The sequence below is a fragment of the Galactobacter valiniphilus genome, from assembly GCF_003575975.1.
GTDB lineage: Bacteria > Actinomycetota > Actinomycetes > Actinomycetales > Micrococcaceae > Galactobacter > Galactobacter valiniphilus.
Genome location: NZ_QQXK01000001.1, coordinates 22,448 through 46,694 on the forward strand (window position 1 = coordinate 22,448; position 24,247 = coordinate 46,694).

Consider the following 24,247-nt stretch of genomic DNA (forward strand, 5'->3'; position numbering starts at 1 on the left):
GACAAGCCGGAACCGCTTCCGGCGTCATCCCCCAAGGCAAGAAGGAGTGTGTCATGGCGAGCGATTCGACGTTCGACGTGGTGAGCAAGGTCGACAAGCAGGAGGTTTCAAACGCGCTGAACCAGGCGCAGAAGGAGATCGCCCAGCGCTACGACTTCAAGGGTGTCGGCGCCGAGATCGACTTCTCCGGAGAGAACATCCTGATCAAGGCCAACGCCGAGGAGCGCGCCAAGGCCGTCCTGGACGTCTTCGAGTCCAAGCTGGTCAAGCGCGGCATCTCGCTGAAGTCCCTCGACGCCGGCGAGCCCTTCGCCTCCGGCAAGGAGTACCGCATCGAGGCCTCCATCAAGGAGGGCATCGCCCAGGACGTGGCGAAGAAGATCACCAAGCTCATCCGCGAGGAGGGCCCCAAGTCGGTCAAGGCCGTCATCCAGGGTGACGAGCTGCGCGTCTCCTCCAAGTCCCGCGACGATCTGCAGGAGACCATGCAGCTGTTGCGCGGCTTCGAGGACGCCGATCTGCAGTTCGTGAACCTGCGCTGAGGCCGGCTCGAACACCGCAAGGGCCCCGCTTTCCTCCTCGGAGGAAAGCGGGGCCCTTGCTTTGCGCTCTGCTGCGGTGCGCTGTGCTGGTTCAGGGGGCCACGACGAAGGTGCCGCCCACGATGCCCTGCACCTTCTGGGCCAGCTCGCCCTTCTCGTCCTTCGACTTGTTCACGAGCACGCCCCACTGGCCCTCAGCCATGATCCACGAGGTCTTGCCCACGCTGGCCCGGACCATGCTCGCGAGGCCGTCTTTGACATCGTCGGGGTTCTCGAAGAACACCGCGCCGATGGTCTTCTCCTTGTAGTCGCTGCCGATGCAGCGCGCCATGTAGACCTTGCCCTTGGAGATGGTGGTGTCGTCCAGCTCGGTGCCGGCCTCCCCCACCTGGACGTCCGCGCAGGTCACGCCGAGCGCGGAACCGATGGCCGTCTCGAATTCCTTCCACGTGGTCGGGGCCCCCACGGGGGTGCCCTCGGCCTTCACGCTGGGGGCCTCCACCGAGCTCGTTGCCATGGAGACGGCGGAGTCGGAGGAGCTCGCTGCCGCGCTTGTGGCAGCGGTGCTGGGGGCCGCCGAGACGGCGGCGGACGAGCTGGCCGCCGGAGCGCTGGAGGCTGCCGCCGGCGCGCTCGGCGAGCCGCCGCAGGCACCGAGCGCGAGGACGGCGACGCTCCCCAGCGCGCAGGCCGCCGCGAGTCGGCGAATGGCGGTGCGTGACATGGTTCCCCCTGTGGTCGATCCCGCCCCACGTTCCGGGCGATGCGCCATAGCCTAGCCTCCTGCGGCCGTGAGCTGCGCGTTCCCGCACAGCCCCAGCACAGCCGGGCGGCCTAGAGTTGAGCTCGCCTCCTGAAGGCACGAGTGATAACCCGTCGAGCCCCCATCGAACGCGCTGCGTCCGATGGGGGCTCGACGGGTTCTCGAGGACAGGGAGAGGGCCTCAGCCTTCCAGCAGTCGCTTGCCGAGGTATCCCCCGGCCTCGTTGACTCCGGGCGGGATGACAAACAGCCCGGAACCCGTGTGCCGCACATACTCCTGCATGAGGTCCTGCTTGGAGATGAGGTTCTGGATCGGCACGTAGTGCGTGCGCGGATCCACGACAAAGGCGATGAAGAACAGCCCGGCATCCAGGCGGCCCAGGCCGTCGGTGCCGTCCGTGTAGTTGTAGCCGCGGCGCAGCATCTGCGCGCCACCGTGGCGCGTGGGGTGCGAGAGCGCCACATGCGAGTTGGTGTCGATGAGGGGCCCGTTTGCGCCCTTCTTCGCGAAGTCCGGCTCGGTGAACTCCTCGCCACCGGACAGCGGCGCGCCGGAGGCCTTGGTGCGCCCCACGACGAGCTGCTGCTCACCCAGGTTTTGGCGGTCCCACGTCTCGATCGTCATGCGGATGCGGCGGGCCACCATGAAGCTGCCGCCGTTGGCCCATGCGCTCTCGCCCTCCAGGCCGGAGATCCAGACGTGCTCGTCCACCACCGAGGTGTCCTCGGCCTTCACGTTGGCCGTGCCGTCCTTGAAGCCGAAGAGATTGCGCGGGGTGGCCTGTGCCTTCGACGTCGAGGCCGTGCGCCCGAAGCCGATCTGCGACCAACGCACGCTCGCGCGTCCGAAGGCGATCCGCGAGAGGTTGCGGATGGCGTGCACGGCGACCTGCGGGTCGTCGGCGCAGGCCTGCACCACGAGGTCGCCGCCGGAGCGCGCCTCCTCGAGCTGGTCCCCCGGGAAGTGCGGCAGCTCGATGAGGCCCTCGGGCAGCTTGGCCTTGAGCCCGAAGCGGTCCTTGCCGTCGGCGTCCACGAACAGGCTGCGGCCGAAGCCGACGGTGACGGTGAGGTGACCGGCCGTGAGCCCCACGGCCTCGCCCGTGTCCTCGGGCGGGGCGAGCAGATCGTCGCCGCCGGCCCCGGCGGAACCGCCGATGGGCAGGCCGCGCGTCATGTAGCCGATGGCGCTCGAGAAGTCCTTCATGAGCCCGATCAGCTCATCCAGGCTCGAGGTCGTGACGTCGAAGGCCGCCACGTGCATGCGGTCCTGGGCCGGCGTCACGATGCCCGCCTGGTGCTCGCCCATGAACTCGACGACGGCGTTCGCCGGCGCCGCGCTGGACACCGCCTCCGCCCCCGCCTCGGAACCGCGGCTCAGGCCCACGGCCACGCCGCCCAGGACGGCGCCCACGGCGCCGCCACCCAGGGTGCCAAGGAGGCCTCGGCGCGAGACCCGCCCGGCACGCGCCGACGGCGAGGCACCCTCCAGGGGTGCCGCGCCGTCGTCGTCCGCGCCGGGACGGCGCCGTGCGCCGTCGTGCTCGTGGCCGTCCTGGCCGCCTACCCGTTCGTTCACTGCGTGTCCTTGCTTGAGGTACTACTTGACCTTGGCCGCGGCCTTGGTCAGCTGCGAGAGCGGCTCGGCCAGGGCGTTGACCGAGTCGGCGAGGCCCTTGATCTCGTCCTTGCTCAGCTCCGTGTAGAGCTTGAAGCCGTCGCCCGACTTCTGGGCGTCCAGCAGCTTCTGGACCGCAGCAAAGCGCTCCGTCAGCGTGGTGGCGAGCTGCTCGTCGCCGGAATCCTTCAGCAACGGCTGCAGGGTCTCGAAGGCCACCTTGGCACCCTCCAGGTTGGCCTGGAAGTCCCAGAGGTCCGTGTGCGAGTACAGCTCCTCTTCGCCCGTGATCTTACCGGTGGCCACCTCGTCCATGAGACCGATGGCGCCCTGGCCGATCGCCTCGATGTTGAGCTTGAAGTCGTCGGAGCGCACGGAGTCGTACAGCTCCTTGGTCTTCTTCACCATGAAGTCGGCAACCTTCTGGCGGCCGGCGGCGTCCAGCTTGGTGTACCCCTCGGAGCCCCACAGGTCCTCCTCGGCGCGGTGCCAGCCGGTGAACTCTTGGCCGTCCTCCAGCATGGCCTTGCGGAAGTCCAGCTCCGGGTCGAGGTCGCCGAAGGACTCCGCAACGGGCTCAACGCGCTCGTAGTAGGCGCGCGCCGTCGGGTAGAGGGCCTTGGCCTTCTCCACATCGCCCTCGGCGAAGGCCTTGGCGAACTCCTCGGTGGCAGGCAGCAGCTGCTGCACCTGGCCGCGGACGTAGGCCGTGTACTGCTCCACGGCGGTCTTCTGCAGCGCGGCGCGGTCGGCGGCAACCGTCTCCTTGGTGGTGGCCTCGGTGACGGTGAACGCCTGGCGCATGCCGGCCCCGACCTGGCCGGGGACGCAGGCCACGAGGTACTCGCCGGGCTCGTCCACGCGCACGGTGAGCTCGCGGGTGGTGCCCGAGCCGATGTTCTCCAGCTCGCCCAGGATGCGCAGGCCGTCGGCCGCGAGCACCTCGAACTCGTTCGACTTCTGGCCGTTGTTGGTGATCTTGAAGGTCAGCTGGCCGGCGGGGGCCGTGGCCGTGGCGACGGAACACTCGGTGTCGCTCTCGGTGACGGTGATGGCGCCGTCGGCGGAGGCGGTCTTGGTGTTGTCGGTGCAACCGGTGAGCAGGAGCGCCGCCACGGAGAGGACGCCGAGCGGGGCGAGGAGGTGCTGCTTCTTCACGCTGAAATTCCTAACAATGGGCACGGGCCAGCGGCCCGCAGGTGCGGGAGATGGGAAGGGGGTTCAGGCCGCGACGGACGCGGCCGGGGTGGTCAGGGCGGCCTGGGCCGCCGCCTTCTGGGCCTCGCGCGCCTTGCGTCCGGCGATCATCTGGCGGTGGCGCCAGATGCAGATCGGGAGCATGACGGCGAGGTAGAGCAGCCAGGCGCCGAAGGCGAGCTTCGACATGGCGGGCGTGAGCTGGAAGATCGCCTTGACGATCGCGATGCCGATGCCGTTGGGGTCCACGGTGAGCGCCCACGCGGAGATGTCGAAGGCGTAGTCGTGGATGCCGGGCAGGAAGCCGGCCTCCTGCAGGTCGGTGACCGCGTAGGCGAAGACGCCGGCCGCCACGAAGACCAGGAAGTACGTGGTCCAGGTGAAGAACGAGGAGAGGTTCAGCTTCACGGCGCCGCGGTTCAGGAGCACGCCCAGGACCACGGCGGTCAGGATGCCGAGCACCGCGCCGAGCGTCGCCACGCCCGTGCCGCCGCCGCCCACGTTGGCGTTGGCCCATACGAAGAGCGCCGTCTCGAGGCCTTCGCGGCCCACCGACACCGCACCGAGGACGACGAGCGCCCAGCCGGTGCCCGAGGGGCGCTCGACGGCGGAGTCCACCTTGGACTTGAGCTCGGCGGAGATGTTGTGGGAGGCCTTGCCCATCCAGAAGATCATCCAGGTGACGAAGCCGACGGCGATGAGTGAGAGCCCGCCGCCGATGGCCTCCTGGGCCTGGAAGGTCAGGCCGCGCGGGCCGAAGGTGAGCAGGGCGCCGAAGCCGACGGAGACGAGGATCGCGAGGGCGATGCCCGCCCACACGCGGGGCTTCAGGTGGGCGCGGCCGGACTTGCCGAGGTACGCCATGAGCACGACCACCACGAGGGCGGCTTCAAGCCCCTCGCGCAGGCCAATGATGTAATTCCCCAGCACGGATCGGTCCTACCTTTGTTCCAGCGAGGTTGGCCCACCAAGGTAGACCTTCCCAATTAAGACATACGTTTCTTGCGCTATTGGCGCAAGGTAAAGGGTACGCCCGTAGCGAAGGAATCACCGCATCGAATTCTTCAGCGCGCACAAAGACATCACCGGCGGGGCTCCCCCGGCGCGCGAAAGCGGCGCCGCCGTACCCCTGTGAGGGTTCGACGACGCCGCTTCATGCGTCCCAGCGCCCGCTTACCGCAGATTCTTCGGGGGCGGCGCGTGAGCAACATCGCTCAGCCCCAGGGGGCTCCCATCTTGTCCGCCTGCCCGCGCAGGCGCTGGATCCGCTCCTCCATGGGCGGGTGCGTGCTGAAGAGCTTGCCGATGTTGCGGAACGGGTTCTCGATCATCATGTGCGCCGTGTTCTCGAGGCGCTGATCCTTGGGCAGCGGATCCGCCTGGAGGCCGCCGGAGATCTTGTTCAGCGCCGAGGCGAGGGCCGCCGGATCGCCCGTCAGGGCGGCCCCGTCCTGATCGGCGTCGTACTCGCGTGTGCGAGACACCGCCATCTGGATCACCGAGGCTGCCAGCGGCGCGAGGATCGAGATGGCGATCAGGGCGAGCGGGTTGACGTTGCGGCGCCCGTTCTCATCCGTGCCGCCGCCGAAGAACATGAGCATCTGCGCGATCGAGGTGATGACGCCGGCCAGCGCGGCCGCGACCGAGGAGGTGAGGATGTCGCGGTTGTAGACGTGCATGAGCTCGTGGCCGAGCACGCCGCGCAGTTCGCGCTCGTTGAGCAGCTGCAGGATGCCCTCGGTGCAGCACACGGCGGCGTTCTGCGGATTGCGCCCCGTGGCAAAGGCGTTGGGGCTCGAGGTGGGGCTCACATAGAGGCGCGGCATGGGCTGCCCGGCGCGCTGGGAGAGCTCGCTGACGATCGCATACATGGCCGGCTGCTGCTCCGGCGTGACCTCGTAGGCCTGCATCGAGCGGATCGCGATCTTGTCGGAGTTCCAGTAGCCGTAGGCCGTGGTCCCGACGCCGATGAGCGCAAAGATCCAGAGCGGGGCCGAGCTGCGGGTGCCGGCCGAGATGAGGCCGCCGATCGCCAGCAGCAGGGCAAACATGCCGCCGAGCAGGGCGGCGGTCTTGGCTCCGTTGAAGTGTGTGTGCACGTCGCTTCCCGTGGGTTGTGGGCGCCCCGCCGGGGTTCGGGGCTCACCTCATCCAACGAGCCTAGCCGCGCCGGGGTTCCAGCGGGCCGCTTTTCGCGGACGGCACGACGGCGCGTGGTGACGTTTGGCTGGCGCGACCGGCCCGTGCGGGGCCCGGGAACGCGGGGCGCCGCAGGGAGTGAGGCCTCGGCTCGGGGCTACGGCTCGGGGTGTCGCGCGTCGTAGCGCAGGAACCCGGGCTGCCACTTCATGAGGGCGGCGGCCCCGATCACGCAGAGCGCCCCGCCGACGAGCAGCGTCATCCCCTCGCCGCCGGCGTGGGCGGCAAAGCCGGCGCCAAAGACGCCCGCCCAGGCCACAGCGACGACGCCGGCCAGGGCGTCGCCGAAGCGCGGCCCGCCGGCCACGACCACGGTGAAGACGCCCTGCAGACGACCGCGCAGGTGATCGGGGGTGGCCGACTGCAGGATCGTGGTGCGGAAGACCGCAGAGATCGTGTCAACGAGGCCGGCCGCCGCCATGCACGCCACGGCGAGGACGAGGAAGGGGACGTTGGCCGCGCCGTCCGCGCCCGGACGCGAGAAGAGCACCACCGCGCCGAGCGCCAGGATGCTGATACCCCAGCCCGTCACCGACAGGTAGACGGCCCGCCCCTGGCGCACCACCGAGCCGAGCGGGCCCGAGAAGAAGCCGCCGAGGAAGGAGCCGATCGCCACGCCCGCCATGAGGATGCCCACCGTGGTGGTGCCGCCGCCGATCGCCAGGGCGCCCACGGCCGGCATGAGCGCCCGCGGCGCGGCCAGGATCATGGCGCACAGGTCGATGAGGAAGGTCATGCGGACGTTGGGCCGGGTACCCAGGAAGCGGAAGCCGTCGATGACGGCCTTGATCCCGGGCACGCCCTTGCGCTCCTGCGGGGGCATGGCCGGCAGGCGCCACACGGAGTACACCGAGGCGGCGAACGTCAGGACGTCGAGCGAATAGGTCCAGGCGTAACCGACGGAGGCCACGAGCGCGCCGCCGAGCACGGGCGCCACCATCATGGCCACGGAACCGAGGGTCATGTTCAGCGCGTTGGCGGCCGGGAGCAGCTTGTCCCCCACGAGCGCAGGGATGATGGCGCCGCGCGTGGGCATGTTGATGCCGGAGGCGCCTGAGTGGATCGCCGTGAGCACGTACAGCACCCACACCTGGTGTATGCCCGCCCAGGCATGCAAGCAGATGAGGATGCTCGTGGCCCACAGCACGAGTGTCGAGGCCAGCGCCACCTTGCGCCGGTCGAAGGCGTCGGCGATGGCACCGCCGTACAGGCCAGTGATGATGAGTGGCACGAGGGCCACGAGCCCGATCGCCCCCACGGCGGCCGAGGAACGCGTCAGGTCGAACACCTCGAGCGAGACCGCCATGAGCGTGACCTGCGTGCCAATCACGGAGAGCGAGTTGCCGATGAACAGCCGCCGATACGCCGGCGAGACCTTCAGCGGGGTGATGTCGGCGAGCAGGCGAGGCATCCCGCCAGTCTAGGGGGAAGCGCAACGGGCCCGACGCCGCGTGGTGACCACGCGGCGTCGGGCCCGTTGGGGCGCAGGAATCAGGCGACCGGCACGTCGGCCGAGCGTGCCACCTTCACCATCTCCTCGCGCGGGACCACCTTGACGCGCTCGCGTTGCACGGGGCCGGACTCCGAGGCGGCGGCGCCGAGGGCCTTCTCGTGCTCGTCGAGGGCCAGCCAGCCCTCCCACGTGGTGAACTCGATGCCGCGCTCGTTGAGCAGCTCGATGAGGGCGTCCTCGCTGGGGTGCGCGGCGGGCTTGAGCTCGGCGTGATCCTCGAGCAGGTGCCCGATCGTCTCCAGGGCGTCGCCCTTGGTGTGGCCGATGAGGCCCACGGGGCCACGCTTGATCCAGCCGGTCGTGTACAGACCAGGGATGACCTCGCCGGACTCGTCCAGCACACGGCCGCCGACGTTGGGGATGACGCCGCGCTTGGCGTCGAAGCCCACCTCGGGGATCTCGGTGCCGAAGTAGCCGATGGCGCGGTACACGGCCTGGACCGGGTAGTCGGTGAACTCTCCGGTGCCCTTGACGCTGCCGTCGCCCTGGAGCTCCTGGCGCTCCATCTTGAGGCCGACCACCTTGCCGTCCTCGCCGAGGATCTCCACGGGGGACTGCAGGAAGTGCAGGTGCAGGCGGCGCGAGGCGCCCGTGTCCTGCTCCTCGACGATCCAGTTGGTCAGGGTGTTGACCATCGTCTTGACCTGGTTGTTGCTCTTGATGGCCTCATCCGAGGCCTCGTCGAACTCAAAGTCCTCGGGGTAGAGGACGATGTCGACGTCGCGCGAGTGGGAGAGCTCGCGCAGCTCGAGCGGCGTGAACTTGATCTGTGCGGGGCCGCGGCGGCCGAAGATGTGCACATCGGTGACCGGGGAGGACTTGAGACCCTCGTAAACGTTCTCGGGGATCTCGGTGACGAGGAGGTCGTCGGCGTGCTTGGAAAGCACGCGCGCCACGTCCAGGGCCACGTTGCCGTTGCCGATGACGGCGATCTCCTTGGCGTTCAGCGGCCACTCGCGCGGCACATCCGGGTGGCCGTCGTACCAGGAGACCACGCGGGAGGCGCCGAAGGAGCCCTCGAGCTCCTCGCCCGGGATGTTCAGCGCGGCGTCGTCGTTGGCGCCGGTCGCGAAGATCACGGCGTCGTAGAGGTCGCGGATGTCGGAGAGCAGGAGGTCTCGGCCGTAGGTGACATCGCCGATGAAGCGGATGTCGCCGCGATCCAGAACCTTGTGCAGGGCGTTGACTATGCCCTTGATGCGCGGGTGGTCGGGGGCCACGCCGTAGCGGATGAGGCCGTAGGGGGCCGGGTGCTGATCGAACAGGTCGATGCTGACCTCGAAGTCCCGCTCGGCCTTGGTCAGGATGTCTGCTGCATAGACACCGGCCGGGCCGGCGCCGATGATGGCGACGCGCAGGGGACGATTCTCCAGGGGGGAGGGCACTGACGGATCCTTCCGACTCTTCGTGGCCTTCTCGGTGGGCGCGCCGCGTGCGGACGCGCGAAGACCATCGTCAATTCTAGGCGCGGCTCCTGGGAAAACCCTTCGCGGGTGAGCCAGGCCACCTCTTTGACAACACCATGCTATCGAAATTCCCTTGGGTGGCCCGCGCGCGTGATGCGCGGAACGTTGACGTGACAAGTAGCCGCCCGAGTGATGTTCTGGCAGGGTGACCCCCGTTCTCCCCGCACCCTCCTCCCGCCGCATCGGGATGTTCTACGGCGTCGCCGCCTACGTGATGTGGGGCTTCCTGCCCCTGTACTTCCTCACGATCTCCACCGCCTCCCCCGTGGAGATCGTGGCCGCGCGCGTCGTCTTCTCGCTCGTCCTGTGTGCCCTCCTGCTCACCCTCACCCGCACGTGGCCCGGCTTCATCAAGGTCTTCACGACCCCGCGGCTCACGTTCACGCTGGGGCTGGCCTCGGCGCTCATCGCCGTCAACTGGCTCACCTACACGTTCGCCGTGCTCGGCGGGAACACCGCCGAGGGCTCCCTCGGCTACTTCATCAACCCGCTCGTCTCCACGGCGCTCGGCGTCCTGGTGCTGAAGGAACGGCTCTCGCGCCTGCAATGGGCCGCCATGGGCATCGCCCTCCTGGCCGTGGTGGTGCTCGCCGTGGGCTACGGGCAGATCCCGTGGATCAGCCTCCTCCTGGCCTTCTCCTTCGGCTTCTACGGCCTCGTCAAGAACCGCGTGGGCAAGGAGGTGGGCGCCGTCGAGGGCCTCTCGGCCGAGACGGCGTGGCTCACCCCCGTGGCCCTCGTGGTCCTCGCGGTCATGGGCTTCCATGGCACGCTCACGATCTTCTCGCAGGGTCCCGGCCACTTCTGGCTGCTCGCGGCGAGCGGCATCGCTACCGCCGTGCCGCTCCTGGCCTTTGCGGCGGCCGCCTCGCGCCTGCCGCTGACCACCGTCGCGATGCTGCAGTACATCGCCCCGACCATGCTCTTCTTCATGGCCGTGTTTGTCTTCCACGAACCCATGCCGCCCGAGCGTCTGGCCGGCTTCTGCCTCGTGTGGGTGGCAGTGGTGCTGCTCATCATCGACGCCCTGCGCCAGGCCAAGCGCACCCCGCACCCGGCGGTCTGAGCACCGTGCGCGCAGCCCGGACGTTTCGCGCCGTGCCCCTGGACCGGCTGGTCTTCGCGAGCGAGGACGAGCTGCGCCCCACCTTGCCGCGGCGCACCCCCGAGCTGGCCTGCGCGCTGTACGCCGCCGCCCGGGCCGGCATCGTGCACTCCTACGCACACCTGGAGGGCAATCCGCTCACGCCCGCGCAGGTCGGCGCGCTGCTGGCGGGGGCACGTGAGGAGCCGCCAGCAGCGGACCCGCACGATGTGTCCCAGGCGCTCGACCTCGCCGAGGCCTCGGCCGTCCTCGAGGAACGCGTGCTGACCGGCGGCTTTGGCCTCGACGTGGCCCAGGCCGAGGAGCTCAACGGCATCCTGGCCAGGCACGAGGCGCTGCTCCCGGGCGTGCGGCGCAGCGCCTCCGCCGCCAACACGGACGGGGCGGGCGCCACGGTCTCGGTTCAAGGCGACCTGTTCCTCGGCCTCAGCAAGCAGGAGCTGGCGGCCTCGGAACCGTTGCTCTTCTCCCGCATCGCGCAGCTGCGGCGTCCGGTGGTGCGGGCGCTGAACCTGGCGGCCGCCGGGGCCTATCTCCAGATGTTCTGGGACGGGAACAAGCGCACGAGCCGTTTCCTGGCCGACGGCGAGCTCCTGGCCCATGGCTTCGACTCCATCGTGGTCCCGCCCGAGCGAAAGCAGGACTACCACGATGCCGTGGCCGCCCTGTTCCGTTCCCACGACGTCGGCCCCTACGCGCGCTTCTTGCTGGAGGTCGCCCGGCGCGCCGCCGGCTCCTGACCCCAACGCGCGACGACGCCCGGTGGCCTTTTCAACGAAAAGGCCACCGGGCGTCGTCGTGCAGTGAAGGAAGCTACAGCTCGACGGGCGGCATGGGCTCGTCGTCGATGTCCTCCGGGTGCCGGAAGAGGCTCCACGTGGAGAGGGCGAGGCCGCCCCACACGAGGACCATCGAGATGACCATGAAGACGATGGCGGTGCCGGTCATGACCGCACCCCTTCCCCGCCGGTGCCGCCGGCGATCTGTTCGCGATCGGGCTCAAGACCCTCGGCCGCGAGGAACTCGCGGTACTCAGGATCGTTCTTGGCCTTGGAATTCGGGCCCCACGGGATCATGGCCAGGACCACCGAGAGCACGATGACCGCGGCAACCATGCCCCAGCCGAAGACGGCGAGCATGCCGCCCGGGTACCCCTCGTAGGGCTTCGACGTCTTGGCGATGATCTCGCTGACGAGCATGTAGCCGAGGGCCAGGGGGCCCACGATGCCCACGAGCAGGCGCCAGATCAGGCCCACCTTGAAGGTGGAGCGGCCGTTGAGGTGCGTTGCCAGCTTGGGCAGCGCGCGCACGCCGTAGGCCACGACCAGGACGGTCACGAAGGCCACGGCCATGATGCCGAACTGGTTGATGAAGGCGTCGGTGATGTCCAGGACAAACAGACCCGAGGTGCTGGCGAACAGCACGATCGAGACGATCGCGATGGGGATCGTCACCACGAGCGTGGCCTTCACGCGGGCCCAGCCGAGCTTGTCCTGCACGGCCGCCACGATCACCTCGAGGATCGAGATGAGCGAGGTGACGCCGGCGAACACGAGCGAGCCGAAGAACAGCATGCCGATGATGGAGCCGCCCGCCGCGTTGGACGCGATGGTCGGGAAGGCGACGAACGCCAGGCCGATGCCGCCGGAGGCGACGTCATTGACGCCCTGCCCCGAGGCCTGGGCCATGAAGCCGAGCGCCGCGAAGACGCCGATGCCGGCGAGGATCTCGAAGGAGGAGTTGGCGAAGCCCACCACGAGGCCGGAGCCCGTGAGGTCGGTCTTGCGCTTGAGGTAGGAGGAGTAGGTGACCATGATGCCGAAGGCCACGGAGAGCGAGAAGAAGATGTGGCCGTAGGCGCTGGCCCACACGGCCGGGTCCTTCAGGGCCTCCCAGTTCGGGGTGAAGAAGGCGTTGAGGCCATCCATGGCGCCGGGCAGCAGGACCGCCTGGATGACCATGATGAGGAACATGACGGTCAGCAGCGGCATGAAGATGTTGTTGGCCATGCCGATGCCCTTCTTCACGCCGAGCACCATGATCACGAGGATCACGGCCCAGACGCCGAGCATGGGCCAGAGCACGCCGGGGACGTAGTCAAAGCTGACCCCGTCCGTGGGCTTGCCCATCTGGAGGAACTCCGAGAAGAAAAACGTCTCCTCGTTGCCCTTGCCCCACGCGAGCGTCGCGGAGAAGGCTGTGTACATGGTGGACCACGCGATGATCGCGGCGTAGTACACGGCGATGACGACGCAGATGAGCACCTGCCACCAGCCGAGCACCTCGGTCTTGCGGTTCAGGCGACGGAACGCGAGCGGCGCCGAGCCGCGGAAGCGGTGGCCGATCGAGTAGTCGAGGAAGAGCAGCGGGATGCCCGCCGTGAGCAGGGCACACAGGTACGGGACGAGGAAGGCGCCGCCGCCGCCCTCGTAGGCCACGTAGGGGAAGCGCCAGATGTTGCCGAGGCCCACGGCAGATCCGATGGCTGACAGAATGAACACGTTGCGCGAGCCGAAGGCCTCGCGCTTGACCACCTTGTGGGCGGTCCCTCCGGTTCCGGTTGGTGATGACATGGCCGCCACCCTACGTGATCCGTATCACATCGCAAGGACCGAGCAGTGCCGAGTCGCTCACACCCCGCTCCCCCGTAGACTTGGGGGTATGGCCGAGCCGTTCTTTTCCCAGTTCACCTCCCTCGTTCCCAAGTACTTCGACGAGGAGTGGAAGCCCGAGGACGGCCTCTCGCGCGAAGAACTGGACGCCGATCTCGCCGAGTCCTGCGTGCAGCTGCCAGCCTCCCTCGAGTCCCTGTACCTCGCCGTGGGCGCGGTCGAGGACATCATGGAGGCCTACTACTTCATCTGGGACGCCGACGAGCTCGAGATCGAGGACGGCTTCCTGCTCTTCATGGAGGACGAGGACGAGCGCTTCACGTGGGGCATCCCCGTGGGCTCGCTCGACGTCCCCGACCCGCTGGTCTGCCGACGCACCAACGCCAAGGGCACCTGGAGCGACATGGAGGGCACGCTCTCCGAATACCTCCTCGATTACTTCGCGTGGGTCTTCGAGGACGTGGCCCCCGCCGTGGAGGACGACGAGGAGTGACCCTCCCCGCCTGGGCTTCGCACGCGCCGGCGGGCTACGCCTGCCCCTTCTGTGAGCTCGTGACCGGGGCCTCCCCGTTCTCGGCGGAGAATCTGTGCGCCCCGGGCGATCTGCTCTACCGCGACGAGCTCGTCAGCGTGCTCATCGCCTGCGACGGCTTCGGCGACCACGAGGGTCACGCCATGGTGATCCCCACGGCGCACCTCGAGTCCCTCTACGACCTGCCCGACGACGTGAACGCGGCGATCGCCGTCATGTCACGTCTGGTGGCGCTCGCCATGAAGGCGGCCTGGCGGCCGCAGGGCACCAGCGTGCGCCAGCACAACGAGCCGGCCGGGAACCAACACGTGTGGCACTACCACCTGCACGTCTTCCCGCGCTGGGAGGACGACAACCTGTACCGGCAGCTGCGCCACCGCGTGCCGGTGGACGTGCGCGCGCTCAAGGCCGCCGAGCTGGGGGCAGCGCTGCGCGGCGTGCTGCTCGCCGAGGGGCGGGACGCTTCCGGCGTCGTCGCCGGATAGCCGTCGCCCCTCCCGGGCCGGGCTGGCCCGGCGCGCCTCTCGGGCCCAGCGGGCCGAGCGGGTCAGCCCCAGGCCGGCCCGTGCAGCGAACGCTCCCCCACGTTCTCCCCGGCGCGCACGCGCGCCAACACCCCCTCCATGTCACCCACGGTGCGGCTGGAGAGGTTCCTGGCCCACGCGCCGTCGAGCGTTGACTGGACCACCCAGCCGCTCTCCCCCGCCCCGCCGTTGGCATGCGCGAAGCTGCCGCCGACCACATCGAGGAACACGGCGTCCAGCTCATCGAGCAAGGCCTTGGAGCCGGGATCGCATCCGTCGCAACCGCAATCGGGCAGGAGCAGTGCCTCGGCGGGTTCGCCGCCGCCCACGCCCAGCGCCACGGCGTTGGAGGCGCCGCCGTCCCAATCCAGCAGCACCACGGTGAGCGGCAGGGCACCGATCTTGGCGGGCGAGAGCATCGCGGCGCGGCCGACCCCCGCAAACATGTCGGCGGTCCACGCCGGCGTGCGCGAGGTGCGCAGCTCGGCCAGGCCGGCGTCTTGCAGCGCCTCGGCCCACGCCTGGGCACGCTGGGCCACGATGGCGTAGCGCTGGGGGTCCGTGGTGCTCGAGTACTCGGCCTCGTCCGCCGGCTCGGCCGCGTGCGGGTCGTCCCAGCCCGGAACCGGGTCGGGACGCGAGACAAAGCGCCGATCCACCTCGGCGATGAGGGCTGTCAGGTCCATGCCCACACCCTAGGCGCTCTCCCCCGGCTTCGGGGGAGGCGCTCGCTGACGGTGTCAGCTCAGGCGTGGAATCAGCCCTCGCGGGTGACGACGGCGTCCGCGAAGGAGGCCAGGGCGCTCTTGACCGTGCCCTCGGGCAGCGGGGCCAGGGACTCCACGGCGGCGGCCGACCACTCCTTGGCCACGGCCCACGCGCGCTGCGTGGCGGGCTGGGCCGCCAGGGCCTTCACGGCTTCGGCGAGGGCCTCGTCGCTGCTGAGGTCCGCGTCGATGAGCTCCACCACGCGGGCTGCCTCGGCGTCGCCCGCCGCGGCATCCTGGCGCAGCAGGAGCACGGGAAGCGTGGGGACCTTTTCGCGCAGGTCGGTGCCGGCGATCTTGCCCGACTTCTTGGAGGCGCCCGTGACGTCAAGGACGTCGTCGGCCAGCTGGAAGGCGATGCCGACCTTCTCGCCGTACTCGGAGAGGACCTTGACGGCGTCGTCGCCTGCGCCGCCGAACCACGTGCCGTACTCGCCGGCCGCGGCCAGCAGGGAGGCGGTCTTATCGCTCATGACCTGGAGGTAGTGCTCCACGGCGTCGTCGGACTCGCTGGGGCCCACGAACTCGTGCAGCTGTCCCAGGCACAGGCGCTCGAAGGTGCGCGCCTGCAGGGCCACGGCCTGCGGGCCCAGCTCGGCGCCGAGCACCGAGGCGCGGGCCAGGATCAGGTCGCCCGTGAGGATCGCGACCGAGTTGCCCCAGACGTGCTGGGCCGTGGGGGCGCCGCGGCGCAGGGGCGCGTCGTCCATGACGTCGTCGTGGTAGAGCGTGGCGAGGTGCGTCATCTCCACGATCGTGGCGGACTTGATGACCTCGTCGTTGATGCCCCGCTCGCCCAGGAGCGAGGAGAGGAGCACCAGCAGCGGGCGCACGCGCTTGCCGCCGGCCTCGGCGAGGTGACGCGAGGCGCGGTCAATCACCGGGTCGGAGTTGGCGATCGCGTCGAGGAGCTTCTTCTCCACGCGGGCCATGCCCTCCAGCACGGCGGGGCCGAACTCGGGGTCCTCGGCCAGCGCGCGGAAGCCCGCGGGCAGCTGAATGGAGGCGACGATTGCCTGGGTGGCCGGATCGAGGTCGATCGAGTCCGGCACGCCGTGTCCGGCGGACGTCCAGGAGGAATCACTCACGGTGCTCTGGCCTACTTCGTGGTCTGTGCTCGGCCGCGGCGCGGGGCCGCGGGGGCGGGCTTGGTGTTTGATGCCGGCGGGAAGAGGCCCTCCAGCACGTGCATCACTCTATCGTCAAAGCTCGGGGCGTCCTTGGCCGTGAGATTGGCCATGGCCTTGACCACGAAGCGCATGAGCGGCGGGACGCTCATGCCCGTGGCGAGGGCGGCGGACATGATCTTCGGGTTGCCGATCAGGCGCGCGAAGACCTTGCCGAGCGTGAAGTGCGAGCCCCACGCCTGGCGCACCACATCCGGGTACGTCGCCAGGACGGCGTCGCGCTGGGCCTGCGTGGTGCCGCGGGTTCCGCCGGCGGCCACGATGATCAGCTCGGCGGCGTAGCGGGCGGCCTCCATGGCGTAGGAGATGCCCTCGCCGTTGAAGGGCGAGACCATGCCGGCCGAGTCGCCCACGAGCAACGCGCCCGGGACGTAGTGCGGCGTGCGGTTGAAGCCCATGGGCAGCGCGGCGCCCTTGACCCCGCCGATCTGATGCTCGGCGTCGAAGGCGCGCTCGGCACCCATGCCGGCCGTCCACTCCGTGAGCACCTTGCGGTAGTCGAGCTTGCCGAAGTGCTTGGAGGAGTTCAGGATGCCCAGGCCCACGTTGCACGTGCCGTCACCCACGCCGAACACCCAGCCGTAGCCGGGCAACGGCTTGCCGCTGGCGTCGGGCAGCTCGAGCCAGCCCTCCATCCAGTCGAGCTCATGCTCGGCGGGCGAGGAGTAGTAGGTGCGGTAGGCGACGCCCAGCGGACGGTCGTCGCGCTTGGGCAGGCCCAGCGAAAGGGCCGTGCGGGTCGAGTTGCCGTCGCACGCCAGCACCAGATCGGCGTGGACGTCCACGGTCTCACCGGTCTTGCGGCCGGCCGGGTCCATGAGGGCGGCCCGCAGGCCGATGACACGGCCCGTCTCGTCCCGCAGGGCCTCCGTGACGGAATGCCCCTCCAGGATCGTGGCGCCCTCGGAGCGCGCCAGGGCGGCGAGGTCCTCGTCGAAGCCCAGCCGCGTGCGGACCAGGCCGTAGTCGGGGAACTCGGAGAGCCCGGCGAAGGGGAAGTCCACGCTACGGCCGCGGGCCACGAGGCGCAGGCCCTGCTGCTTGCGCCAGATGGACTCGTCGGAGTGGTCGAGGCCCACGAGCTGCATCTCGTGGACGGCGCGCGGGGTCAGTCCGTCGCCGCAGACCTTCTCGCGGGGATAGTGAGTCTTCTCCAGCACCGTCACCTCGAGGCCGGCGCGGGCCAGGTAGGTGGCCGCCGTGGATCCGGCGGGGCCGCCGCCGGCGATGAGAATGCGCATGAGTGCTGAACTACCCCGTTGTTGTCTGGTGCTTGCCTTGGCGCCCGCTTTCGTTGCGCCGCGGGCAGGAAAGGGATCAGGCCTCGGGCTTGAAGCCGCGGTGGACGGCCACGATGCCGCCACTCAGGTTGCGGTACTGGACGTTCTGCCAGCCGGCACCCGTGAGGCGGTGCGCCAGGGCGTCCTGGTTGGGCCAGGCCTGGATGGACTCGGCGAGGTACACGTAGGCGTCCGGGTTGGAGGAGACCTTCGTGGCAACCCACGGGAGCGCCTTCATGAGGTACTCCTTGTAGACGTAGCGGAAGGGCGCGAACGTCGGGTCGGAGAACTCGGCGACCACGATGCGGCCGCCCGGCTTCACGACGCGGTACATCTCGCGCAGCGCCTTGTCCGGGTCCTGCACATTGCGCAGGCCAAAGCTGATGGTGGCCGCGTCGAAGCTGTTGTCCTCGAAGGGCAGGTTCATGGCGTCGCCCTGAACAAAGTTGATGTCGGGGCGGCGGCGGCGGCCGACCTCGAGCATGCCCTCGGAGAAGTCGCAGGCAACGACGTCCACACCGGCGTCGGCGTAGGGCTCGGAGCTGGTGCCCGTGCCGGCGGCGAGATCGAGCACGCGCTGGCCGGGGACGGCGTCCACGGCGGCCACGACGACGCGTCGCCAGTAGCGCGTCTGGCCGAGGGCCAGCACGTCGTTGGTCAGATCGTAACGACGGGCCACGCCGTCGAACATCCGCTGGACCTCTTCTGGCTGCTTCTGCAGGCTTGCGCGACTCACCCCACCAGTCTGGACTCTTTGGGCCCCCGAAGCGAAACCGGGTGGCCCCACTCACCCCCGGTGGCGGTCCCTCTCACACCCGCGCGCGCACAAGTGCATAGGTAGACTGGGGCGGTCATGATCGATGCTTCCGCCCGCACCCTGCGCGTGCTTTCCCTCCCGCATCCGCTGGCCGCGACGGAGGATCCCCTCGAGCACCTCGCCGGTGATGCCACCCTCACCTGGGCCCGCCACGGCAATGGCCTGCTCGGTTTCGGCGAGATCGCGCGTTCCTCCGCCACCGGCCCGGAGCGCTTCGTGCTCCTCTCGGCATGGCGCTCCGAGCTCTTTGCCGGAGCCGAACTGCACGACGGCGTGGGCACGCCGGGCAGCGGTCCCGTCGCCTTTGGCTCCTTCGCCTTCTCCAAGACCTCAAGCCAGGTCTCCACACTGATCGTTCCCGAGATCGTCCTCGGCTTCCGCGACGGCACCGCCTGGATCACGTGGATGACGCGTGACCCCCAGGCCGAGCTCACGCTGGACGGCGCGTTGGTGCGCCTCGAGGCGCTGCGCGAGGAGGCGCACGAATCGCACGGCGCCCGCGTCACAGCGGTCGACGACGGCGGCGTGAGCGTCGAGGCCTACCGCGCCGCCGTGGCCGCCGGGGTCGAGCGCATCCGGGGCGGCGAGGTTGAGAAGATCGTGCTCTCCCGCGATGCGGTGCTGAGCCTCGACGCGCCCGTTCCCGTCGCCGACACCCTGCGCGAGCTCTCCGTTCGCTATGTCGATTGCTGGACCTACGGCGTGGACGGCCTGCTCGGTGCCACGCCCGAGATGCTGATCCAGGTCATGAACGGGACCGCCCGGGCGCGCGTCCTGGCCGGAACGCTGGATCGCCGGGCCGGCCTGGAGGCGGGCGACGCCGCCGCAACGGCCGAACTGGCAGCGGATCCCAAGCAGCGCCAGGAGCACCAGTACGCGATCGACTCGCTCACGGCCGCGCTCGGCCCGCTCGTGACGGGCCTCGAGGCGCCGAGCGAGCCCTTTGTGTTGCAGCTGCCCAACGTGTGGCACCTGGCCTCCGATGTGCGCGCCAAGCTGGCGCCGACGGCCGACGGCGCCACGCCGGGGATCCTCGAGCTGCTGCCCGTGGTGCACCCGACCGCCGCCGTGTGCGGCACGCCCCGCGAGCGCGCGGGCGAGATCATCCGCGAGCTCGAGGGCGTGGACCGCGGTCTCTACGCCGGCCCCGTGGGCTGGGTGGACGGCGCGGGCAACGGCGAGTTCGGCATCGCCCTGCGCGGCGGCATCGTGGAGCCCTCCGGCACCGCCGTGCGGCTATGGGCCGGCTGCGGCATCGTTGCCGACTCCGAGCCCGAGGCCGAGCTGGCGGAGACCTTTGCCAAGATGCGCCCCATGTTCCAGGCGCTCGGCGCCCCGCTCCCCGCGGTCCACTAGGCGCGGAGCCCTGCCCCGCGCCGTCGGGCACGTGGCCCACAGCAAGCGCACCCCGCGTCCACTTGGAGTGCGAAATGTCGTCAAGCCGGCGCTCTTGAGCGCATTTCGCACTCCAAGTTTGCGGGCGCCCACCTCCACCTCTCGCCGAGGACGTGCGGCGCGCCATCCCACCCTGCGTGCTTGATCACACCAAAGGTGCTTCGCCCCCCGATTCTGGATAGTATGCAGGGGACTTAATTTTTATGCGCACCCCGGTGCGCGTGCATCGTCTCAAGGATTCTCATGCGCTCGTCCCACGCGTCGGCCCTCGCCCTGGCCGCCGTTGCCGCCCTGTCCCTCACCGCCTGCGGTTCAGGCTCCGACGCCGCCCCCGCGGCCTCGGGCGGCTCCTCGCTCTCCACGATCAGCTCCGGCTCCCTCACGGTCTGCACCAACCCGCCGTACGAGCCCTTCGAGTACCAGGAGAACGGCACCACCGTAGGCTTCGACATGGACCTCGCGAAGGCCGTGGCGGACGACGCCGGCCTCAAGCTGAACATCCTGAACGTGGGCTTCGAGACCATGGACTCCGGCATCGCCCTGGCCACCCAGTGCGACATCGCCGCCTCCGGCATCACCATCAACGACACCCGCAAGGCGAAGATGGACTTCTCCACGCCGTACCTGGATGACGACCTGGTGCTGATGGCCAACAAGAACTCCGGCATCGCCTCGATCGACGACGCCAAGAACGGCAAGAAGGTCGGCGTCCAGCAGGCCACGACCGGCGAATCCTGGGCCAAGGAGAACGGCATCACCCCCGTCTCCTTCAAGGACGTGGGCCTGCAGATCCAGGCCGTGGCCGCCGGCACCAACGACGCCGCCCTGGGCAATCAGTCCGTGCTGCTCTTCGCCGCCAAGGACAACGCCGACCTCGTGAAGGTCGCCGACATCCCCACGGGCGAGAAGCTCGGCATCGCGGTGAAGAAGGACAACGCGCCCATGCTCGAGGCCGTCAACAAGACCCTCAAGCGCCTCGAGGACTCCGGCGAGATGCTCAAGCTGAAGCAGAAGTACTTCGGCACCGACGTCAAGTAGTCCCCCTCACGAGCGGCCGGCGCCCCACACCTCAGGGCGCCGGCCGCCGCGCGCCGCGCGCGGACTCACCGCCGCCGCCCGCGCAGCGCACAGCGCACAGCGCACCCCACCACCACAAGGAGTGAAGAGCATGTCCATGACCGCCCGTCAGCGGTCCATGACCATCAAGGCGATCCAGCTGATCGTCCTGATCGTCGCGGTCGCCGCGCTGGTCCTGGCCACGAATTGGGGCAAGGTCAGCAAGACCTTCTTCAACTTCGGTGCCGTCGCGCCCATGTTCCCGGACGTGATCCTCGTGGGCATGCGCAACACCGTGCTCTACACCCTGGGGGCCTTCGCCTTCGGCCTGGTGCTCGGCCTGGTCCTCGCGCTCATGCGCCGCAGCGACTTTAGCCCGTACCGCTGGATCGCCACGGCCTTCACCGAGTTCTTCCGCGGCGTCCCGGCCCTGCTGGTGCTGCTCGTGGTGGGCTTCGGCGTCCCCATGGCCTTCGACGTCAAGTGGCCGCTCGGCGTCAACGCCGTCCTGGCGCTGGGCCTCGTCTCCTCCGCGTACATCGCCGAGACCCTGCGCGCGGGCCTGCAGGCCGTGCTGAAGGGTCAGCTCGAGGCCGCCCGTTCGCTCGGCATGCCGCAGTGGCGCGCCATGATCACCATCGTCATCCCGCAGGCCTTCAAGATCGTCCTGCCGCCGCTGACCAACGAGATCATCCTGCTGACCAAGGATTCCTCGCTCGTCTACGTCCTGGGCGTCATGGCCACGCAGTACGAGATGACCAAGTTCGCCAACGACGGCATCAACCAGTACAACGCCGGCATCACGCCGCTCGTCGTGGGCGGCCTGCTCTACCTGGTCCTCACGCTGCCGCTCACGGCGCTCTCGCGCTGGTTCGAGCGCCGCACGCAGGCCACGAGCCGCGCCCCCAAGGCCTCCGCCCAGGCCGCGTCCGCCAACCAGGAAGAGGTCGCGGCATGAGCGTGGCATCCCCCGTCCAGTCCGCCGCCGGCGTGCGCATCGCCGGCCTGCGCAAGGCCTACGGCGAGAACGAGGTACTCAAGGGCATCAACCTCGAGGTCGCCCCCGGCGAGGTCGTGTGCCTCATCGGCCCGTCGGGCTCCGGCAAGTCCACGCTCCTGCGCTGCATCAACCTCCTCGAGACCCCGAACGACGGCGTCATCGAGGTGGGCGGCTTCACCGCCACGGATCCCGACGTCAACATCGACGCCCTGCGCCGCCGCGTGGGCATGGTGTTCCAGCAGTTCAACCTCTTCCCGCACCTCACGGTCCTCAAGAACTGCACCGTGAGCCAGGTGAAGGTCTTGAAGCGCCCCAAGGCCGAGGCCGAGGCCATCGCGCTGCGTCACCTCGAAGCCGTGGGCCTGGGGCACCTCGCGCACCGCTTCCCCGCCGAGCTCTCGGGCGGCCAGCAGCAGCGCGTGGCCATCGCCCGTGCCCTGTCCATGGACCCCGAGCTCATGCTCTTCGACGAGCCAACCTCCGCCCTGGACCCGGAAACCGTGGGCGACGTCCTGGCCATCATGCGCAAGCTCGCGCAGGACGGCATGACCATGGTCGTGGTGACCCACGAGATGGGTTTCGCCCGCGAGGTCGCCGACCGCGTGGTCTTCATGGACGGCGGCGTGGTCGTGGAGCAGGGCCCGGCGGCCGAGGTGATCGGCAACCCGAGCCAGCCGCGCACGCAGGACTTCCTGCGCCGCGTCCTCGACCCCACCCACGTGGGCCTCGAGAGCGACTGAGCTTCAGCGCCAAGGCACGACGACGCCCTGGTGACCCGTGATTTCACAGGTCACCAGGGCGTCGTCGTGCGTGGGGAAAGGCGCGGCCTCCGGCCGCCTGTCCGACACACCGGACACCCTTGTCATTCGCATGTGATCTGCGCGATACAAGTGATGGATACACTGACGCATCATTTGCATCGCCAACCACGAGGTATCACTCATGCGTCGCACCACCCTTGCTGTCTCTGCCCTGGCCGCCGTCGCGGCCCTGTCCCTCTCCGCGTGCGGCGGGGGCTCCACCCCGGCCGCGTCCTCCAGCGGCTCCGCCGGGGCCAGCAGCGGGGCCGCCGCGGTCACGCTGAAGAACGCTGGCAAGCTCACGGTCTGCTCCGACATCCCCTACAAGCCCTTCGAGTACGAAGAGGGCGGCAAGTACGTCGGCTTCGACATGGACATCGCCGCCGCGGTCGCCACCAAGGTCGGCGCCGAGCTCTCCGTCATCAAGGACTCCTTCGACTCCATCCAGTCGGGCCTGTTCAAGACCAAGTGCGATATCGCCGTCTCGGGCATCTCCATCACGGAGAAGCGCAAGGGCAACATGGACTTCTCCACGCCGTACCTGGACGACGACCTCGTGCTCGTGGCCAAGAAGGGCTCCGGCATCACCGACCTCAACTCCGCCAAGGACAAGAAGGTCGGCGTGCAGTCCTCCACGACGGGCTCGGACTACGCCAAGGAGCAGGGCATCGTCGCCACGGGCTTCGACACGGGCGAGATGCAGGTCCAGTCCCTCATCGCCGGCACCACCGACGCCTCCCTCGGCAACCAGTCGATCCTGCGCTACGGCATCAAGGATCACGCCGACCTCGAGGTGGTGCAGGAGATCAAGACCGGCGAGCAGCTCGGTGTCGCCGTGCAGAAGGGTGACGCCGCCATGCTCGCGGCCGTCAACGGCACGCTGGCCGAGCTGGAGTCCTCCGGCAAGATGACCGAGATCAAGACGAAGTGGTTCGGCGAAGGCGCCAAGTAACACCACTCGATCGCGCGCCCTGGGGAGGGTGACCTCCCCAGGGCGCCGGCTTCGACGTCCGAAAGGCACTTTTCATGTCCATGACCCCTCGCCAGAAGGCCCGCATCAGCCAGGGGATCCAGATCGGCGTCTTTGCGCTGGTCATCCTGCTCGTGGTGTTCCTGGCCAATTGGCCGCTCATCATCGACTCGTTCTTCCGCTTCGACAAGATCGGGGGGATGTTCCCCGAGGTCATCCTCACCGGCCTGAAGAACACCCTCTTCTACACGCTGACGTCCTTCGCGTTCGGCCTCATCCTCGGCCTGATCCTGGCGCTCATGAAGACCGCCAGCTTCGCCCCATACCGCTGGCTCGCCACCACGTACATCGAATTCTTCCGCGGCATCCCCGCGATCCTGGTGCTCGTGGCCTTCGGCCTCGGCATGCCGCTGGCCTTCGGGACGCAGTGGCCGCAGTGGGTCAATGTCACCGTGGCGCTTGGCCTCTCCTCCGCCGCGTACATCGCCGAGACGCTGCGCGCCGGCCTGCAGGCCGTGCCCAAGGGGCAGATGGAGGCCGCCCGTTCGCTGGGCATGCCGCACTGGCGCGCCATGATCACCATCGTCATCCCGCAGGCCTTCAAGATCGTCCTGCCGCCGCTGACGAACGAGTTCATCCTCCTGACCAAGGACACCTCGCTGGCCTACATCCTCGGCATGATGATCACGCAGTACGAGCTGACGTCCTTCGGCCGCAACGGCATCACCGAGTACGGCGCCGGCATGACGCCGCTCATCGTGGCCGGCGCGCTCTACCTCGTCGTCACGCTCCCGCTGAGCTTCCTGGCCCGCTGGTTCGAGAAGCGCTCCTCGCAGGTCTCCCGCCCCCGCAAGGCGGCCAAGTCCCTCACCCCGTCCGCCGGCACCACCCAGGAGGCCTGAGC

General features: G+C 69.2%; 24 protein-coding genes. 11 read left to right on the top strand and 13 right to left on the bottom strand.

Going from position 1 to position 24,247, the window contains the following annotated elements; translation table 11 throughout:
• Window positions 1–53 precede the first annotated feature (53 nt).
• Window positions 54–542, top strand: coding sequence for a YajQ family cyclic di-GMP-binding protein (locus DWB68_RS00115; protein ID WP_119423108.1), 489 nt, complete (start codon window positions 54–56; stop codon window positions 540–542).
• 91 nt (window positions 543–633) lie between these two features.
• Here the strand turns inward: DWB68_RS00115 and DWB68_RS15895 are convergent, their stop codons facing one another.
• From DWB68_RS15895 to DWB68_RS00155, 7 genes are all read right to left on the bottom strand, one after another.
• Window positions 634–1,266, bottom strand: a complete 633-nt coding sequence (locus tag DWB68_RS15895; protein ID WP_147391532.1) for a hypothetical protein — start codon at window positions 1,264–1,266, stop codon at window positions 634–636.
• A gap of 220 nt (window positions 1,267–1,486) precedes the next feature.
• Complete coding sequence (gene efeB / locus DWB68_RS00130; protein ID WP_407645624.1) at window positions 1,487–2,884, bottom strand: iron uptake transporter deferrochelatase/peroxidase subunit; 1,398 nt, start codon at window positions 2,882–2,884, stop codon at window positions 1,487–1,489.
• A gap of 21 nt (window positions 2,885–2,905) precedes the next feature.
• Window positions 2,906–4,081 (bottom strand): iron uptake system protein EfeO, encoded by a 1,176-nt coding sequence (efeO, locus tag DWB68_RS00135; protein WP_119423111.1) that lies wholly within the window; start codon window positions 4,079–4,081, stop codon window positions 2,906–2,908.
• Between the two features lie 63 nt (window positions 4,082–4,144).
• Window positions 4,145–5,050, bottom strand: a complete 906-nt coding sequence (gene efeU / locus DWB68_RS00140; protein WP_119423112.1) for an iron uptake transporter permease EfeU — start codon at window positions 5,048–5,050, stop codon at window positions 4,145–4,147.
• A 284-nt stretch (window positions 5,051–5,334) separates the two neighbouring features.
• Complete coding sequence (gene htpX / locus DWB68_RS00145) at window positions 5,335–6,219, bottom strand: zinc metalloprotease HtpX (protein ID WP_119423113.1); 885 nt, start codon at window positions 6,217–6,219, stop codon at window positions 5,335–5,337.
• Between the two features lie 197 nt (window positions 6,220–6,416).
• Entirely contained in the window at window positions 6,417–7,730 is a 1,314-nt protein-coding gene (locus DWB68_RS00150) for an MFS transporter (protein ID WP_119423114.1), read from the bottom strand.
• An 80-nt stretch (window positions 7,731–7,810) separates the two neighbouring features.
• A complete protein-coding gene (locus DWB68_RS00155; protein ID WP_199700323.1) occupies window positions 7,811–9,217 on the bottom strand; it encodes an FAD-dependent oxidoreductase in 1,407 nt (468 codons plus the stop codon).
• 226 nt (window positions 9,218–9,443) lie between these two features.
• Here DWB68_RS00155 and rarD point away from each other — a divergent pair, with 226 nt between their 5' ends.
• Window positions 9,444–10,364, top strand: a complete 921-nt coding sequence (gene rarD / locus DWB68_RS00160) for an EamA family transporter RarD (RefSeq protein WP_233548521.1) — start codon at window positions 9,444–9,446, stop codon at window positions 10,362–10,364.
• Window positions 10,365–10,396: 32 nt separating this feature from the next.
• Window positions 10,397–11,143, top strand: coding sequence for a Fic family protein (locus tag DWB68_RS00165; RefSeq protein ID WP_119423116.1), 747 nt, complete (start codon window positions 10,397–10,399; stop codon window positions 11,141–11,143).
• A 73-nt stretch (window positions 11,144–11,216) separates the two neighbouring features.
• Here the strand turns inward: DWB68_RS00165 and DWB68_RS00170 are convergent, their stop codons facing one another.
• Entirely contained in the window at window positions 11,217–11,351 is a 135-nt protein-coding gene (locus tag DWB68_RS00170; RefSeq protein WP_119423117.1) for a methionine/alanine import family NSS transporter small subunit, read from the bottom strand.
• Window positions 11,348–12,976 carry a sodium-dependent transporter gene (locus DWB68_RS00175; RefSeq protein ID WP_119423118.1) on the bottom strand — a complete coding sequence of 543 codons (1,629 nt, stop codon included), beginning with the start codon at window positions 12,974–12,976 and terminating at the stop codon, window positions 11,348–11,350. Before DWB68_RS00175 ends, DWB68_RS00170 begins: the two co-directional genes overlap by 4 nt.
• 88 nt (window positions 12,977–13,064) lie before the next feature.
• Between DWB68_RS00175 and DWB68_RS00180 the strand changes: the two genes are divergently transcribed.
• Window positions 13,065–13,508 carry a hypothetical protein gene (locus DWB68_RS00180; protein ID WP_119423119.1) on the top strand — a complete coding sequence of 148 codons (444 nt, stop codon included), beginning with the start codon at window positions 13,065–13,067 and terminating at the stop codon, window positions 13,506–13,508.
• Window positions 13,505–14,032, top strand: coding sequence for an HIT family protein (locus tag DWB68_RS00185; RefSeq protein WP_119423120.1), 528 nt, complete (start codon window positions 13,505–13,507; stop codon window positions 14,030–14,032). The genes DWB68_RS00180 and DWB68_RS00185 overlap by 4 nt, the downstream gene beginning before the upstream one ends.
• A 62-nt stretch (window positions 14,033–14,094) precedes the next feature.
• Here DWB68_RS00185 and DWB68_RS00190 read toward each other — a convergent pair whose 3' ends face one another.
• From DWB68_RS00190 to DWB68_RS00205, 4 genes are all read right to left on the bottom strand, one after another.
• A complete protein-coding gene (locus tag DWB68_RS00190; protein ID WP_119423121.1) occupies window positions 14,095–14,757 on the bottom strand; it encodes a DUF6226 family protein in 663 nt (220 codons plus the stop codon).
• A 71-nt stretch (window positions 14,758–14,828) separates the two neighbouring features.
• Window positions 14,829–15,926, bottom strand: a complete 1,098-nt coding sequence (locus DWB68_RS00195; RefSeq protein WP_233548522.1) for a polyprenyl synthetase family protein — start codon at window positions 15,924–15,926, stop codon at window positions 14,829–14,831.
• Between the two features lie 11 nt (window positions 15,927–15,937).
• Window positions 15,938–17,266, bottom strand: a complete 1,329-nt coding sequence (locus DWB68_RS00200; protein WP_119423122.1) for a geranylgeranyl reductase family protein — start codon at window positions 17,264–17,266, stop codon at window positions 15,938–15,940.
• 76 nt (window positions 17,267–17,342) lie between these two features.
• A complete protein-coding gene (locus DWB68_RS00205; protein ID WP_119423123.1) occupies window positions 17,343–18,041 on the bottom strand; it encodes a demethylmenaquinone methyltransferase in 699 nt (232 codons plus the stop codon).
• 117 nt (window positions 18,042–18,158) lie between these two features.
• On the opposite strand from DWB68_RS00205, the gene DWB68_RS00210 reads away from it, so the two are divergent.
• The 6 genes from DWB68_RS00210 (at window position 18,159) to DWB68_RS00240 (ending at window position 24,245) form a co-directional block, all read left to right on the top strand.
• Complete coding sequence (locus DWB68_RS00210) at window positions 18,159–19,478, top strand: isochorismate synthase (RefSeq protein ID WP_119423124.1); 1,320 nt, start codon at window positions 18,159–18,161, stop codon at window positions 19,476–19,478.
• A gap of 282 nt (window positions 19,479–19,760) precedes the next feature.
• On the top strand, window positions 19,761–20,555 hold the full coding sequence (locus tag DWB68_RS00215; protein WP_119423125.1) for an ABC transporter substrate-binding protein: 795 nt from the start codon (window positions 19,761–19,763) through the stop codon (window positions 20,553–20,555).
• 130 nt (window positions 20,556–20,685) lie between these two features.
• Window positions 20,686–21,531: an amino acid ABC transporter permease gene (locus tag DWB68_RS00220; RefSeq protein WP_119423126.1), complete on the top strand. Its 846-nt coding sequence runs from the start codon at window positions 20,686–20,688 to the stop codon at window positions 21,529–21,531.
• Window positions 21,528–22,313, top strand: a complete 786-nt coding sequence (locus tag DWB68_RS00225; RefSeq protein WP_119423127.1) for an amino acid ABC transporter ATP-binding protein — start codon at window positions 21,528–21,530, stop codon at window positions 22,311–22,313. Before DWB68_RS00220 ends, DWB68_RS00225 begins: the two co-directional genes overlap by 4 nt.
• Window positions 22,314–22,515: 202 nt before the next feature.
• A complete protein-coding gene (locus tag DWB68_RS00235) occupies window positions 22,516–23,325 on the top strand; it encodes an ABC transporter substrate-binding protein (protein ID WP_119423129.1) in 810 nt (269 codons plus the stop codon).
• Between the two features lie 74 nt (window positions 23,326–23,399).
• A complete protein-coding gene (locus DWB68_RS00240) occupies window positions 23,400–24,245 on the top strand; it encodes an amino acid ABC transporter permease (protein ID WP_119423130.1) in 846 nt (281 codons plus the stop codon).
• Window positions 24,246–24,247 lie beyond the last annotated feature (2 nt).